General features: G+C 71.5%; 15 protein-coding genes. 8 read left to right on the top strand and 7 right to left on the bottom strand.

The window, feature by feature from the left end; translation table 11 throughout:
- Window positions 1–4 precede the first annotated feature (4 nt).
- From AB5G72_RS15895 to AB5G72_RS15885, 3 genes are read left to right on the top strand one after another with little or no spacing between them, the layout of a single operon-like run.
- Window positions 5–835 (top strand): trimeric intracellular cation channel family protein, encoded by an 831-nt coding sequence (locus AB5G72_RS15895; protein WP_440220371.1) that lies wholly within the window; start codon window positions 5–7, stop codon window positions 833–835.
- A gap of 9 nt (window positions 836–844) precedes the next feature.
- Entirely contained in the window at window positions 845–1,540 is a 696-nt protein-coding gene (locus AB5G72_RS15890; RefSeq protein WP_067715919.1) for a hypothetical protein, read from the top strand.
- 60 nt (window positions 1,541–1,600) lie between these two features.
- On the top strand, window positions 1,601–2,281 hold the full coding sequence (locus tag AB5G72_RS15885; protein ID WP_067715923.1) for a DNA-3-methyladenine glycosylase I: 681 nt from the start codon (window positions 1,601–1,603) through the stop codon (window positions 2,279–2,281).
- A gap of 4 nt (window positions 2,282–2,285) precedes the next feature.
- Here the strand turns inward: AB5G72_RS15885 and AB5G72_RS15880 are convergent, their stop codons facing one another.
- Window positions 2,286–3,578 carry a glycoside hydrolase family 3 N-terminal domain-containing protein gene (locus AB5G72_RS15880; protein ID WP_440220370.1) on the bottom strand — a complete coding sequence of 431 codons (1,293 nt, stop codon included), beginning with the start codon at window positions 3,576–3,578 and terminating at the stop codon, window positions 2,286–2,288.
- 99 nt (window positions 3,579–3,677) lie between these two features.
- On the opposite strand from AB5G72_RS15880, the gene AB5G72_RS15875 reads away from it, so the two are divergent.
- Entirely contained in the window at window positions 3,678–5,006 is a 1,329-nt protein-coding gene (locus tag AB5G72_RS15875; protein WP_440220369.1) for an APC family permease, read from the top strand.
- Window positions 5,003–6,109, top strand: coding sequence for an NAD(P)H-dependent flavin oxidoreductase (locus AB5G72_RS15870; RefSeq protein WP_440220368.1), 1,107 nt, complete (start codon window positions 5,003–5,005; stop codon window positions 6,107–6,109). Before AB5G72_RS15875 ends, AB5G72_RS15870 begins: the two co-directional genes overlap by 4 nt.
- A 22-nt stretch (window positions 6,110–6,131) precedes the next feature.
- On the opposite strand, the gene AB5G72_RS15865 is transcribed toward AB5G72_RS15870, so the two are convergent.
- The 3 genes from AB5G72_RS15865 to AB5G72_RS15855 form a co-directional block, all read right to left on the bottom strand.
- A complete protein-coding gene (locus AB5G72_RS15865) occupies window positions 6,132–6,593 on the bottom strand; it encodes an SRPBCC family protein (RefSeq protein ID WP_396444885.1) in 462 nt (153 codons plus the stop codon).
- A gap of 171 nt (window positions 6,594–6,764) precedes the next feature.
- Entirely contained in the window at window positions 6,765–6,923 is a 159-nt protein-coding gene (locus AB5G72_RS15860; protein WP_182616812.1) for a hypothetical protein, read from the bottom strand.
- 367 nt (window positions 6,924–7,290) lie between these two features.
- Window positions 7,291–7,452 (bottom strand): hypothetical protein, encoded by a 162-nt coding sequence (locus tag AB5G72_RS15855; RefSeq protein WP_167457789.1) that lies wholly within the window; start codon window positions 7,450–7,452, stop codon window positions 7,291–7,293.
- Window positions 7,453–7,780: 328 nt separating this feature from the next.
- Here AB5G72_RS15855 and argJ point away from each other — a divergent pair, with 328 nt between their 5' ends.
- The gene (argJ, locus tag AB5G72_RS15850) at window positions 7,781–9,001 is read left to right on the top strand and encodes a bifunctional glutamate N-acetyltransferase/amino-acid acetyltransferase ArgJ (protein WP_120282818.1); all 1,221 of its coding nucleotides are present in this window, start codon (window positions 7,781–7,783) and stop codon (window positions 8,999–9,001) included.
- A complete protein-coding gene (locus tag AB5G72_RS15845; protein ID WP_154831062.1) occupies window positions 8,998–9,471 on the top strand; it encodes a nuclear transport factor 2 family protein in 474 nt (157 codons plus the stop codon). The genes argJ and AB5G72_RS15845 overlap by 4 nt, the downstream gene beginning before the upstream one ends.
- On the opposite strand, the gene AB5G72_RS15840 is transcribed toward AB5G72_RS15845, so the two are convergent.
- From AB5G72_RS15840 to AB5G72_RS15830, 3 genes are read right to left on the bottom strand one after another with little or no spacing between them, the layout of a single operon-like run.
- Window positions 9,468–10,496, bottom strand: a complete 1,029-nt coding sequence (locus AB5G72_RS15840) for an alpha/beta hydrolase (RefSeq protein WP_440220367.1) — start codon at window positions 10,494–10,496, stop codon at window positions 9,468–9,470. The two genes, AB5G72_RS15845 and AB5G72_RS15840, sit on opposite strands and share 4 nt — an antisense overlap.
- Window positions 10,497–10,549: 53 nt before the next feature.
- Window positions 10,550–12,427 carry a long-chain-acyl-CoA synthetase gene (locus AB5G72_RS15835; RefSeq protein ID WP_440220366.1) on the bottom strand — a complete coding sequence of 626 codons (1,878 nt, stop codon included), beginning with the start codon at window positions 12,425–12,427 and terminating at the stop codon, window positions 10,550–10,552.
- Window positions 12,424–13,050 (bottom strand): TetR/AcrR family transcriptional regulator, encoded by a 627-nt coding sequence (locus AB5G72_RS15830; protein WP_082923886.1) that lies wholly within the window; start codon window positions 13,048–13,050, stop codon window positions 12,424–12,426. Before AB5G72_RS15830 ends, AB5G72_RS15835 begins: the two co-directional genes overlap by 4 nt.
- A 219-nt stretch (window positions 13,051–13,269) precedes the next feature.
- Between AB5G72_RS15830 and AB5G72_RS15825 the strand changes: the two genes are divergently transcribed.
- Window positions 13,270–13,437 (top strand): DUF2613 domain-containing protein, encoded by a 168-nt coding sequence (locus tag AB5G72_RS15825; protein ID WP_082923887.1) that lies wholly within the window; start codon window positions 13,270–13,272, stop codon window positions 13,435–13,437.
- The last annotated feature ends 2 nt before the right edge of the window (window positions 13,438–13,439 follow it).

Genomic DNA, 13,439 nt, shown 5'->3' with positions numbered 1-13,439 from the left:
CGCCGTGGAGTCCTCGCCGCTGGTCCTGTGGTTCGACCTGATGGGTGTGTTCTTCTTCGCCCTGTCCGGGAACCTGCTGGCGGCGCGGAAGGACATCGACATCACCGGTGGCCTCGTGCTGGGGCTTCTCGCCGGTCTCGGTGGCGGCATCATCCGTGACGTCCTGCTGGGGGTCACCCCGCTCGCGCTGTCGGAGCCGATCTACCTGGTCGCGCCCGTGGTCGCGGCGGCGGTCGTGTACCTGCTCGGTTCGCTCATCCACCGCGTGCAGACCCTGATCGTCGCGTTCGACGCCGCGGGCCTAGGGCTGTTCTGCACCTTCGGCACCGCGCGGGCGCTGGATCACGGGATGCCGGTCGCGTCGGCGCTGCTGCTCGGGGTGGTCACGGCGGTGGGCGGCGGGTTGCTGCGGGACGTGGTCGCCAACGAGATCCCCGCGGTGTTCAGCGGCTCCAACCTGTATGTCATCCCGGCGGCGACCGGTGCCGCCCTGACGGCCCTCGCCGTGGCCACCGACACCTGGGGGCCGATCGCCGCGACCGTGTTGTCCTTCCTCGTGTTCGCGTTCCGCATGGTCGCGTGGTGGCGACAGTGGCGTGTCCCGGCACCGGTGCGGAGCTGGACCGTGCGGGACCTCGACGTGCTGCGGCGCCGCGAGCGGTCGGTGTTCGGCCGCCCGCGCCGGGAGGGGAGCTCTGCCGGCGAGCGGGACGACGGCGAGCGGGACGACGGCGAGCGGGACGACGGCGAGCGGGACGACAACGAGGGCCGCGACCGCGACGACGACGCTGATCCCGACGGCCTCCGAGACTTCCGGCCGGGCCGACGTCGGTAGGGTTGTCCGGTGCAGTACTACCTCAGCCTGCTGGGTTTCGCGGCGATCGATTCGCTCAACCTCCTGGCCTTCGCCGTCATCGCGGGCCTGTGGCTGACCTCTGCCGGACGCGGGGTCGCGTTCGCGCCGCGGGCCGCACGGTTCACCGGCGGCGCGTTCTGCGGCATCGTGTTGCTCTCGCTGATCTCGGTGTGGGTGATCGGCAACAACCAGGAGTTCGTCCGCAGCCTGTTCTACAACCTGTGGGCGATGGTCGCGCTCGGCGTGGTCGGCCTCGTCATCACGGTCATGGGGTTGCGGCAGCCCGCCGAGGCCAAGGAGGAGAGCGTCGAGGCGCCGCTGACGCAGAACATCCTGCAGAAGTTCGGGATCATGGCCACGGGTGTCGCCCTGGGCGTCATCCAGTCCGGGACGTCGGCGCCGTTCGCCGCGGGGATGGTGCTCATCTCCTTCGCCGAGACCCCGTGGTGGTCCAAGCTGCTGCAGATCCTGTACTTCGCGATCATCGCGATCCTGCCCAGTGCCGGGTTGATCGTCGCCCTGGCGCGGGTCCGGTCGGGCGGGATCACCGCGGCCACCCGCCGGATCGACCGGTTCCTGTCGTACGGCCGCGTGGCCGGGCGCGTGCTCACCCTCGTGGTGGGTGTGGCGCTGCTGGTCCTGGCTCTGGTGCGGATCGTCCAGCTCACGGGCGTGCTGTCGTAGCGCGGTCCTAGGGTGGCGGGCGACCGCCACACGGGTGGTCCGATGAACCCGGGAGACCCCATGCAGACCCAGCCCCAGACACAGATCCAGACCCAGAACCAGACCCAGAACCACGCCTCCGCCGCCGGCACGGTGCTCTGCGAGGACGGACTGAGGCGACCTCCCTGGGCGGCGCGGGACCCCCTGCTGCGGGAGTACTACGACACCGAGTGGGGCGTGCCCGTCCGCGACGAGGCCGGCCTGTTCGAGCGGCTGGTCCTCGAGGGATTCCAGTCCGGGCTCAGCTGGGTGACGATCCTGCGCAAGCGCCCGGCCTTCCGGGAGGCGTTCGCGGGGTTCTCCCCGGACGCTGTCGCCGCCTTCACCGAGGACGACGTGGCCCGGCTCATGTCCGACGAGCGGATCGTGCGCAACCGCCGGAAGATCGACGCCGCCATCGCCAACGCGCGTGCAGTGGTAGCCCTGCGGTCCGAGGGCGGGCTCGGGGAGCTGATCTGGTCGTACCGGCCGGAGACCACCCCGCAGCCGCGGACCGCGGACGAGGTACCCAGCCGCTCGCCGGAGTCGGAGGCGCTCGCGAAGGAGCTCAAACGACGGGGTTTCAGCTTCGTGGGACCGGTGACCGTCTTCGCGCTGATGGAGGCGATCGGGGTGGTCGACACCCACCTGGTGGATTCGCACCGTCGCGGATCCTCGGGCGTGTGGACCGGGGGCGCGGCGACTCCGGAGGGCGCGGGCTGACCGGTCAGCCGGGTGGCCCCGGCAGTGCGGGCAGTCCGGCGCGGGGGGCGAGGTCGGGGATCGGTGCGGACAGTGCGGCGGCGCCCTCGACCTGCCCGGTGGCGGGGCCGCCCACACAGCCGGGGATCCCGCGCAGTGCCGCCATGCGCATCAGGGAGCGGTCGAGGGCCTGTCTGCTCAGGGCGCCATTGGCCAGGGCCTGTTCGACGGCGTCCAAGGCCTCGCCGATCCCGGCCGTGGTGATCCACAGCGGGGAGTCCGCGCCGGCGATGAGCGACTCGGCGACCGCCCGGGGCAGCGGGAAGGCGTCGGTGACCGCGCGCATGCCGGACAGGTCGTCGGTGAAGATCGGTCCGTCGAACGGTTGCGCCCCGTAACCGTGGCCCTCCCGCAGGAGTCGGTACGCCGCCGGTGAGAGCGAGGCCGGACGGTCCACCCCGGTCAGTCCGGGCACCTGCTGGTGGCCCAGCATGATGCCGGCGCCGGGGGTCCCGGCGAGTTCGGCGAACGGGTGCAGGTCGTGGGGCACGAGCTGGTCCAGGGGTGGCACGGTCACCGACTGGTTGTGGCTGTCGCCGGAGGAGCGGCCGTGGCCGGGGAAGTGCTTGAAGACCGGGGCCACACCGGCGTCCTGCAGTCCGGTCGCGAACGCGCGGGCATAGCGCACCACGCGGGCCGGATCGGGGGAGAAGGAGCGGTCCCCGATCACGGCGCCGTCCGGTTGCGCGGACACGTCGACCGAGGGGGCGAAGTCGACGGTCACGCCCATCCCGCGCAGGAACTCGCCGCGCGCGCGGGCCGCCGACCGGACCTGCTCCGGACTCATGGTGGCCGCCATGACCCGGGCGGACGGCAGCGGGCCGGCGTAGGGGGCGATGCGGGACACGCGGCCGCCCTCCTCGTCGATCGCGACCAGCAGCGGGAGGGGAGAGTCCTGCTGGAGACGGGCGAGCGCGTCGCCCGAGACCACCTCGCCGACGACGCCGCCACCGAGGAAGATCCCCCCGATCTTGTGTTGCTCGACCGCCTGCCGGGCGTCTGCCATCGAACTCACGCCGACGGTGAACAGTTGCGCGATCCGCTCCCGCTGGCTCAGTGAATCCAGGGGCGACTCGCACGGCGGTGCAGGTGGCGGCGCCGGTGGCGCGGGCGGCGCAGCGCCAGCCGCTGTCGCTGCCGGGGTGGCCGCAGCGCTGACGGGGGCCGGGTCCACGGGTTCGTCGTCCGCGCACCCGCTCATCGCCAGTCCGGTGATGAGGACGGCAGCCGTCACGCGGAGCCGGCGGGTGAGGGACACGACCCCCAATGTATCCGGACCGGCGGGTGAGCCGAATTCGAGCGGGGGGCCGGGTGCCACGTTCATCTGCCGTCCACCCGGGTTTGTGATGGTGACACGGTGACGTCGACTCTGGAGCGCAGACTGGGCCTGTCCGATGCCGTCGTCGTGGGACTCGGCGCGATGGTGGGGGCCGGGGTGTTCGTGGCGTTCGCGCCCGCCGCGGCCCGCGCCGGCTCGCTGGTGTGGGTCTCGCTCGCGGTGGCCGCGGTGGTGGCCGTGTGCAACGCGTTGTCGTCGGCCCGGCTGGCGGCGCAGTTCCCCTCGGCGGGAGGGACGTACGTCTACGGGCGCGAACACCTCGGGCCGCTGCCGGGGTTCCTCGCCGGATGGGGTTTCGTGGTGGGCAAGACCGCATCCTGCGCGGCGATGGCCCTCACCGTCGGCCTGTACACCTGGCCCGGGCACGCCGACCTCGTCGCGGCCGCGGCGGTGCTCGCGCTGACGATCCTGTCGGTGCTCGGCGTGCAGCGCACGGCCGCCGCGTCGAAGGTGCTGGTCGGAATCGTGCTGGCGGTTCTGGCGGTGTTCGTCGCGATGGCGTGGGTCACGGGGCCCGCGAGTGCCGGCCCGGTGGCGCCACCGCCCGCCGTCGACGGTGAGGCGTGGCCCGCCCGGGTCCTCGGGGTCCTCGGGGGCGCGGGGTTCTGCTTCTTCGCCTTCGCCGGATACGCCCGCATCGCCACCCTCTCCGAGGAGGTGCGTGAGCCCGCCCGCACGATCCCCCGCGCGGTCGTCGTGGCGATCACCGTGGTCATCGGGGTCTACGCGGCGGTGTTGGCCGCCACGGTGCACGTGCTCGGGGTGGGGGGAGTGGCCGCGAGCGCCGCGCCGGTGCTCGACGCGGCCGCTCAGGTCGGCGGCGCGGCAGGCGGTGGCGCAGGAGACGGTGGCGAGTCAGGCGGTGGCGCGGTGCTCGCGTCGGTGGTCCGAATCGCCGCCGGGATCGCGGCCCTGGGGGCGTTGCTCGGTGGGGTGCTCGGCGTGTCCCGAACGGCGATGGCGATGGCGCGCGACCGGCACCTGCCCGCGCCGCTCGCGGCCGTGCATCCCATCACGCGAACGCCGTACGTCGCCGAGCTCTGCGTGGGCGTGCTGGTGGCCGCGATCGTGCTGGTCGCGGACGTCCGTCAGGCGATCGGGTTCTCCTCCTTCGCGGTGCTGATCTACTACCTCGTGGCGAACGCCGCCGCACTGCGCCTCGATCGGCGGCATCGGCGACTGCCGGCCTGGGTGCCGGTGCTGGGTGCGATCGGGTGCGTGGTGGTCGCCGGGAGTCTGCCCTGGCAGTCGGTGATCGGGGGCGTCGTCGTCTTCGTCGTCGGCGGCGCGGTCTATGCGGTGACCCGACGCCGGGCGGTACCGCCGGGCGTAGCGTCGGGGGCATGATCCACGACGACACCCGCCACGTCCGGCCCCGCCTCCTGCCGTCCCACCTGCGGCGTCCCGTGATCGGTGCGCCGATGGCGGGCGGACCCACAACGCCGGAGCTCATCGCCGCGGTCGGCGAGGCGGGCGGGCTCGCGATGATCGGTTCGGGGTACCTCGACGCCGCCGGCCTCCGCGCGGAGATCGCGCGTGTGCGTGAGCTGACGGACGCGCCGTTCGGGGTGAACGTCTTCCTCGTGGACCGGGACGACTCCGACGCCGCCCTGTCGGCGGCGGGTGGACGGGACGCGGTGGCGGGGTACGCGGCGGCGATCGGGCCGGTCGCACGACGGCTGGGGGTCACGCTCCCGGAGGAGCCGGAGTTCACCGACTTCGACCAGAACGCCAGCCTCGCGGCGCTGGTGGCGGACCCGGTCGCGGTGGTCTCCTTCACCTTCGGGATCCCGGATCCCGGCATGGTCCGGGCTCTGCAGGAGGCGGGGTCGGCCGTGGTCGTCACGGTGGCCGGGGTCGCCGACGCACGCCGGGCGGTCGAGGCGGGGGCGGACTGGCTGTCGGTGCAGAGCGCCGAGGCCGGAGGACACCGCTCCACCACGACGGTGGGGGAGGAGCCCGACGGCATCACCACAGTGGCGCTGGTGCGGGCGGTGCGTGAGGCGCTGCCGGAGACGCAGTTCGTCGCCGCCGGCGGGATCAGCACGCCGGAGGACGTGGTCGCCGTGCTCGACGCCGGGGCGGACGGTGTGCAGCTGGGCACCGTCCTGCTGCGCACCCCGGAGGCCGGCACGAGCGACCTGCACAGGAGCGCGCTGGCCGACCCCGGGTTCACGGAGTCCCGGCCGACCCGCTGCTACACCGGCCGCTACGCCCGGGCGCTCGTCAACGGTTTCGTGGAGGAGTTCGATGCGGTGGCGCCCCCGGCGTACCCGCATCTCCACCTGCTCACCGGGCCCATGCGCAAGGCCGCCGCGCAGGCCGGGGACTCCGAGGTGCCGCCGCTGTGGGCGGGGTCGCGCTGGCGGGCGGCCGACGCCTACGCCGATCGGCCGGCGTCGGAGGTCGTCGCGGACCTGTGGGACCGGGCGGTGGCGCTGCGGGGCTGATCGGCGCCCGGCCGGGTGCGGGTCACCCGGCCCGCCGCTCGGCCTCGGCGGCGATGTCCGCCAGGTCCTGCTCCATCGTCCTGCGGGTCGACCTCTCCGCGAACCGGCCCATCACGGACATCACGACCCGGGAGACCGCGGGGGCGTGAGCGGTGTGTGCACCGAACCGCATCCGAAGGGTCGAACCGCCGTCGGCGTCCGGGGTGATCGTGAAGACGGTCTTGTACTCGGTGCCGCCGCTCTCGGCGACGATGGTGGTGGAATGTGGCGGCTCGACGGCCAGCACCATCATCTCCTCGGTCGCCTTCATCCCGAACATCTTGCGCGTCTCACGCCAGCGCAGACCGGGCTGGTACGGGCCGGAGGTGAGGATCTCGACCGCCAGCACGCCACTGAGCGTGCGGTGCGCCTCGGGGATGTCGGTGAGCACGGCCCACACGGTGTCGGGGTCGGCGGCGACGTGGCGGGTCAGGTCGAGTTCCATGGCTCCACGGTACCGGCGCGTGTGGACGGAACGGGCCGCGACAGAACGGGTTGCGACCGAACGGGTTGCGGGAATGCGGAAACCGGCCCCCGCCGTAGCGGGGGCCGGTCTCACTCTGCGCTCGGGCCGACCGAAGCCGGGCCCGGGCGAGGCGCCGTCAGGCGCGTCGGCTCAGGAACCGAGGGCGTCGGTGACCGTGCCGACGAGGCCGGCGAAGAAGCCGAGGACGTTGGCGGCCAGGTCGGCACCGCCGTCGACGACCTGCGAGCCGGTGTTAACGGCGGCGGAGCCGGTGGCGAGGCCGGGGAGGAAAGTCTCGATGGAACCCATGAGATGGTCCTTTCGTCGGGGGATGCGACGCCTGGTGCGTCGCTCGGTTTAGCGGAGTCCTCGATGAGCACGAGGCCTGTCGGGAACTCACCTCCGGACGCTACGTACGGCTGCATCAGGAGTCACCCGGTTCAGTGTCGCGCGCGGGCGATTCACGGGGAATGCTCTTTACTTTCGCTGGTTGGCAGGCACTCGCGGTTTAATGTGATCTGCGCCACATTCATTGCCGAAAGGCGTGCCGGGCTTTCCCGGAAAAGTCCGGAAGGCGGGAGAAGAATGGGCTGATAAATGCACAACGCCGACATTCTCGAAAGAGAATGTCGGCGTTGAATGCGACTAGGACCTCGCGGGTCCAGCGTCACTCAGCTCAGAGCGAGCCCACGACGTTGCCGAGCGAGCCGGTGACGGTGCCGTAGACACCCTCGGCAGCGGTGGAGCCGGTGCTGACGAAGCCCTCGGCGGCGTCGGAGCCGGTGCTGATGAGGCTGTTGAAGAAGTTGAGGACGCCGGTGAAGATCTGCTCGATCATGTGATGATCCTTTCGTCTGCGGGCGGCGCGAGGGTGCGCCGCACTCGTGGTGCAGTCCTGCTTTCGGACTCGCGATGTACATCCCGAATCCGCTGGAGGACGTTACGCAGCGATCGCGGAATTACCACTTCTGGCAGGGGTCCGGGAAAGTGTGTGAATTGCTCATTTCTTTATCGACGCAGCATATCGCGTCGCACTTTTCTCTCTTGTTAGTGCGGTCACATTCGTGAAATTGTCGGGTGCCGACGCGCCCCGGCGGACCGCTCCGGCACACCGCTCCGGGTGGTCGCACACCGCCCGCGGACATCGGCGGGGGAGAATGGTCGGCATGACTCCGCCGAACGCCACCGTCGCCGCCCAGACGATCCCGCTCCCGCCGGGCTTCCGCGCCCACTCGGGTGCCGCGGGACTGCGTGAGCGCGGGGATGACGTCTTCGTCGTCGTCAACGACGGTCCCTCCCCGGCGTCGTCCGCAGTGTTCACCCGGTCCCTCTTCGCCGGACCGTCGGTCGTGCTCAGCCGCGCCAATGCTGCGAGCGGTCGGGCGCGCGGCGTGGTGGTCGTGGCCAAGAACGCCAACGTCGCCACCGGCGAACAGGGCATGGCCGACGCGCGCGAGGTGCTCGATCACGCGGCCGCCGCCGTGGGGGCGGCGCCGGAGGAGATGCTCATCGCCTCCACCGGCGTCATTGGCCGGCGGTACCCGATGGACCTGCTGCGCGCGCATCTCGACGGGCTGGCCGGCGCCGGGTTCGACGCCGACGCGGTCGCGCTGGCCACCGCGATGATGACTACGGACACCCATCCCAAGACGGCGCGGGTGGAGGTGACGACGACGACGGGCGGCACCGCCGAGATCGTGGGCATCGCCAAGGGCGTCGGAATGGTCGAACCGGACATGGCCACGATGATCGCGGTGCTGTTCACCGATGCCGCGGTGGAGCCGGGGGTGCTGGACTCCGCGTTCAGGGCCGCGGTGGACGAGACCTTCAACTGCCTGTCCGTCGACACCGACACCTCGACCTCGGACACCGCGATCGCCCTGGCCAGCGGCGCGGGCGACCCTGTCGGCGAGGTCGAACTGCGTGAGGCGTTCGAGGCGATCTGCCTCGACCTGACCCGCCAGCTCGCGCGCGACGGGGAGGGCGCCACCAAACTCCTCACGGTCGAGGTCACGGGCGCGCGGGACCGGGCCCAGGCCAAGCGGGTGGCCAAGGCGATCCTCAACTCCCCGCTGGTCAAGACCGCCGTCCACGGCGCCGACCCCAACTGGGGACGGGTCGCCATGGCGATCGGCAAGTGCCACGACGACACGGACATCGACCCCGAGCGGGTCCGCATCGTGTTCGGCGACCTCGAGACCTACCCGGCGTTCCCGGGCGAGGCCGAACTCGAGCGGCTCACCGAGATCATGCGGGCCGAGGAGGTCACCATCGCCGTCGACCTGGGTGTGGAGAGCGGCGCCGGCGTGGCCGACGGGGCCTGCACCGTCTACGGCTGCGACCTGAGTCGCGAATACATCTCGATCAACGCTGATTACACGACTTGAGCCGGCTGCACGACGGGAGCGCGGTGGAGGACCTCGAGGCGATCCGGGCGGTCTTCGCCCGGCGCCTGTACGTCATGGACACCAAACAGTGGGACGCCTACGGACCGTGCCACACCGAGGATGTGGTCAGCGAGTCGTGGGCGGCGAGCGGCGGCGCTGCCGAGGTGCGCGGGCGCGAGGCGCTCACCGCCGCGATCCGCGACACCCTCGACGGTCCGAACCCGGTGACGAGCGTCCATCACGGGCACACGCCGCTGCTGGAGCTGACGGGCCCGGACCCGACCACCGGTGAGCCCACGGCCACCGGCATCTGGGCGATGGAGGACCGGTTGTGGTGGTCGGTCGACGGCCGTGAACGGCGGCTCCACGGCTGGGGGCACTACCACGAGCGGTACCGGAAGGTGGACGGCCAGTGGCTGATCGCCTACCGGCGGCTCGAACGGATCCGCGTGGACACCGGCTGGAGCTAGCCCACCGGGTTGGGGTTGCGGCGGGCCATGGCCAGCAGCGTGTCGCGGGTGTCGTGCCACACGGTGCCGCTGATGTCGCCCCACGGGTCGTGCCCGCCGGGGACCAGCGAGACCCGGGCCGGGTCGCCGGCGCGGCGGGCCGCCCGGACATACGACTCGGACTGCTCGGGCAGGACCACCTTGTCGTCGCGGCCGTGGACGCACACCACCGGAATCCCGGCGGGAAGATGCGTGGCCGGGGACGCGTCGACGTAGCGCTGGCGGCGATCGTCCGGGCGGCCACCGAGGAGCCTGTGGACGTACCGGTCGCCGGTGCGCTCGGCCATGAGCAGGTCCGACACCCCGGCCAGGGAGACGCAGCCGGTGACCGGCACGACCGGCCGGGACCCGGGCAGCGAGGACGGTAGCCGCGCCCGCCCCGCGACCCACAGCGCGAGATGACCGCCGGAGGAGTGCCCGGCCACCACCACCCGGCGTAGATCCAACCGGCCGTCGAGCTGCGCGGAGACCTCGGCGAGGTGGTCGACGGCATCGCAGACGTCCGCCACGGTGGTGGGCCAGCCGCCGCCGGAGTCCACCCGCCGGTACTCGACGTTCCACACCGCCACGTCGAAGGACGCCAGGTCGCGGGCATGGTTCTCCATGTACGCCAGGCCGAGCGAGTCCTTCCACCCCCCGCCGTGGACCAGCACCACCACCGGCAACGCCGGGTTCGCGGAGTCGGGTAGGTACAGGTCGCCGAACGTCTGGCCGTCGGTGTCGCCCGGATCGGCGTAGTAGTGGCGGCGGGGCTCGGTCACCGGGACGGCTCCCTCGGGCGGCACGTACGGGCGCGGCCCCACCGAGTCCGCATCCTGGCCGGAACCGGACCCCTCGTCGTCGTCACCCGCCCCGATCATCGACGTCAGGGCCCACCCCGCCGCCCCGCCGAGGCCGGCCGAGAGGCCGATCAACAGCGAGCGGCGGGACAGGTCGGGCCGGGCGCGGCGCGACGTGCGGCGGCTGGGCATGCGACTACTGGGCATGCGGCGGCTGGACCTCCTGGTAGGGGGGCGCCGGCCGGGTCGGGCGGGGGGACTCAGACGGTGCCGGCGACGACGTCGTTCTCCGCGCCATCGTAGAACGGGACGTACCCGTTCTCCTTGGACAACACGTAGAGCGGGTCATCGAACTTCGAGGTGTCGAACGCCTGATCACGTAATTCGTTCTTGCGGCTCTTGTAGGTCGAGGTCTGCTCGAGTTCCTTGGACAGCCGGACGAACAGGGGCACCGCGTACGAGGGCAGCGAGTCGCGCAGGTGCTTCGCCATCGCCGCACCGTCGAAGTCGGACTTGTCGTGCAGACGCACCGCCGCCATTCCCGCCTTGCCGTCGGCGTCCGGGACGGCCACGCCGTAGACCACGGCCTGGTCCACCTCGGGAAGGGAGCTGACCGCGGCCTCGACCTCGGTGGTGGCCACGTTCTCGCCCTTCCAGCGGAAGGTGTCGCCCAGGCGGTCGACGAAGGACGCGTGCTTGAGTCCCTGGTCGAGCATGAGGTCGCCCGAGACGAACCAGGCGTCACCGTCGCTGAAGGCGTCGCGGACGATCTTCTTCTCCGTGGCCTCGGCGTCGGTGTAGCCGTCGAAGGGCTGGGAGTCGGAGATCCCGCTGATCAGCAGGCCGGTCTTGCCCTTGCCGACCTTCGTCAGACGGCCGTCGTCGCCCCGGCGGGGCTCACCCGTCTCGGGGTCGTAGTCGACGATCGCGAAGTCCATGGGGCAGTAGCCGGTGGTCCGTGGGACGTTGAAGGCGTTGACGAACGCGATGTTGCACTCGCTGGCCGCGTAGAACTCGCAGATTCGACCGATCCCGAACCGCTCCTGGAACTCGTGCCAGATCTCCGGGCGCAGGCCGTTGCCGGTCACGACGCGGATGGAGTGGTCGCGGTCGCCCGGGCCGGGATCCTGGTTGAGCAGGTACCGGCAGATCTCGCCGATGTAGATGGCCGCGGTCGCGCCGGCCGCGCGGGCCTGGTCCCAGAACTTCGACGCCGAGAAGTGCTCCTCGATCGCCATGCAGGCACCCGCGGCGAGCACGCAGCCGAGGCCCACCGTGAGGGCGTTGTTGTGGTACATCGGCAGCGGACAGAGCAGGACATCGTCCTTGCGCAGGCGCACGCCCGACAGGCCGAACCCGGCCATCGCCTTGTTCCAGCGGTAATGGGACATCGTCGAGGCCTTGGGCAGGCCCGTCGTGCCCGAGGTGAAGACGTAGTAGGCGGTCTCGTCCCCCACGGTGTCGTCGGCTTCCGGCGGGTTGATGTCACCCACGTCGTCGCCCAGTGCGTCGAGCTCGTCCTCCAGCCAGGTCAGGTCGGACAGCTCCTCCGGGCGGTGGTTCGCGCGGAACTCGCGGAAGGGCAGGTCGATCGGGGAGCTGACGGCGACGAGCTCGCCGACCCAGTTCTCCCGGGAGACGGACTGGACGGCCTCGGCGCACTCGGCGCCGACGAGCACGACCTTGGACTCGATGATCTTCTGCGAATGGTCGAGGACCTCGCCGCGCTGGTGGTGGTTGAGCAGGCCCACCGACGCGCCGACCTTGACCGCACCCAGGATCGCGAGCATGACCTCGGTGCGGTTGACCATGCAGATGCCGACGGTGTCGCCCCGCTGGACCCCGCGCGCCCTGAGCACCTCGGCGACGCGGTTGGCCCGCCGGTTGGCCTCCCCGTAGGTGATCTCGGTGCCGAGGAACTTCAGGAAGGGGGCGTCGGGCCGGTCGGCCGCGAGCTTCTGGAAGCGGCGGCCGATGGACACCTTGTGGCTGCTGCGCGAGGTGCGGACGATGCGGAGACCGTTGAGGACGGACGGCAGGTCGGCGACCAGGGAGGGCAGGCCCTTGGCGAGGTCGGCCGGGCTGAGGGTCCGGGCGGCCTCGGACCGGCGGGCGGTGGCGGTGGACGTGTCGGTCACGGCTTCTCCTCTGTGGCGGTGGTGAGTGACTTCGCTGGGTCGCCCGCGAGGCCACGCCAGGCGAGCTCGACGACGACCCCGGCGGCCACCGACGTGGGGATCGAGCGGTGCGCGACGCGGTCGGCGACCGCCTCGCCCGCCCCGACGAGGGCGGTCGCGACGACCTCGAGCACCTCGCGGCTGCGCTCGTCGACGGAGTTCTGCGCGAGGAGGTCGGTGGTCAGATCCACCAGGACCGACCGGGTCTTCTCGACCTCCTCACGGAACTGGGGTTCGGCGAATGCCTGACGGTAGACGACGTTCCACGAGTCCGTGTGCTGGTCGACGAACTCCAGGAACGCCTGGACGACGCCCTCGAGTCTCCGCCGTGGCCCGGCGCTGCCGGTCGCGGCGTCGGTGAGGTGGTCGATGAGCCGCCCGGACTCCCGGACCACGCACGCGGCGAACAGTTCCTCCTTGGAGCCGTAGTACAGGTACAGCATCGGCTTGGAGATGCTGGCGTGGCGGGCGATGGTGTCCATCGAGGCCGACCGGTAGCCGAGATCGGAGAACACGCTGATCGCGGAATCGAGCATCTGTTGCTCGCGGATCGCGCGTGGGATGCGTTTGGTCCCCGTCGTCACAGGTCTCCTCCCGGCGGGCGCTCTGCGGTGCGGTGTGGTGCGGTCTGGTGTGGCGCGGTGTCATGTGCCACACCCAACTTACCCGCCGGTAAGGACTTATGGGAGCCGCTCCACCGATCCGGCGGGCCGCGGGTGCTACTCTTCCGGCGTCGGTGTGCTCCACAGCACCCGCCGTAAGACATCGTCAGACATTGTCACGTGAACCGCAGGGAGAACCCGATGAGCTTCGGTACCGGAGCGCTCGCCAGCGCAGTCGGCGGAATCGTCCTCGGCGGCATCGTCGCCTTCGGGGTCAACACCGCCATGGCCGAGAACTCCATCCCCGAGGTCGCGCAGCCGCCGGCCGACCAGGCCCTGCTCGGCCAGGTCGAGTACGGCGCGCGCTGATC

It is taken from the genome of Dietzia sp. MNB45 (assembly GCF_051994785.1).
Classification (GTDB): Bacteria; Actinomycetota; Actinomycetes; order Mycobacteriales; family Mycobacteriaceae; genus Dietzia; species Dietzia kunjamensis.
Note: the sequence above shows the minus strand (reverse complement) of the source record. Positions and strands in the feature narration are given on the sequence as shown.

Bases quoted from the DNA above. Each gene is read 5' to 3' on its own strand.
- AB5G72_RS15885 (WP_067715923.1), top strand. From the start codon at position 1,601: ATGCAGACCCAGCCCCAGACACAGATCCAGACCCAGAACCAGACCCAG.
- AB5G72_RS15870 (WP_440220368.1), top strand. From the start codon at position 5,003: ATGATCCACGACGACACCCGCCACGTCCGGCCCCGCCTCCTGCCGTCC.
- AB5G72_RS15865 (WP_396444885.1), bottom strand. From the start codon at position 6,593: ATGGAACTCGACCTGACCCGCCACGTCGCCGCCGACCCCGACACCGTG.
- AB5G72_RS15860 (WP_182616812.1), bottom strand. From the start codon at position 6,923: ATGGGTTCCATCGAGACTTTCCTCCCCGGCCTCGCCACCGGCTCCGCC.
- AB5G72_RS15855 (WP_167457789.1), bottom strand. From the start codon at position 7,452: ATGATCGAGCAGATCTTCACCGGCGTCCTCAACTTCTTCAACAGCCTC.
- argJ (WP_120282818.1), top strand. From the start codon at position 7,781: ATGACTCCGCCGAACGCCACCGTCGCCGCCCAGACGATCCCGCTCCCG.
- AB5G72_RS15840 (WP_440220367.1), bottom strand. From the start codon at position 10,496: ATGCCCAGTAGTCGCATGCCCAGCCGCCGCACGTCGCGCCGCGCCCGG.
- AB5G72_RS15825 (WP_082923887.1), top strand. From the start codon at position 13,270: ATGAGCTTCGGTACCGGAGCGCTCGCCAGCGCAGTCGGCGGAATCGTC.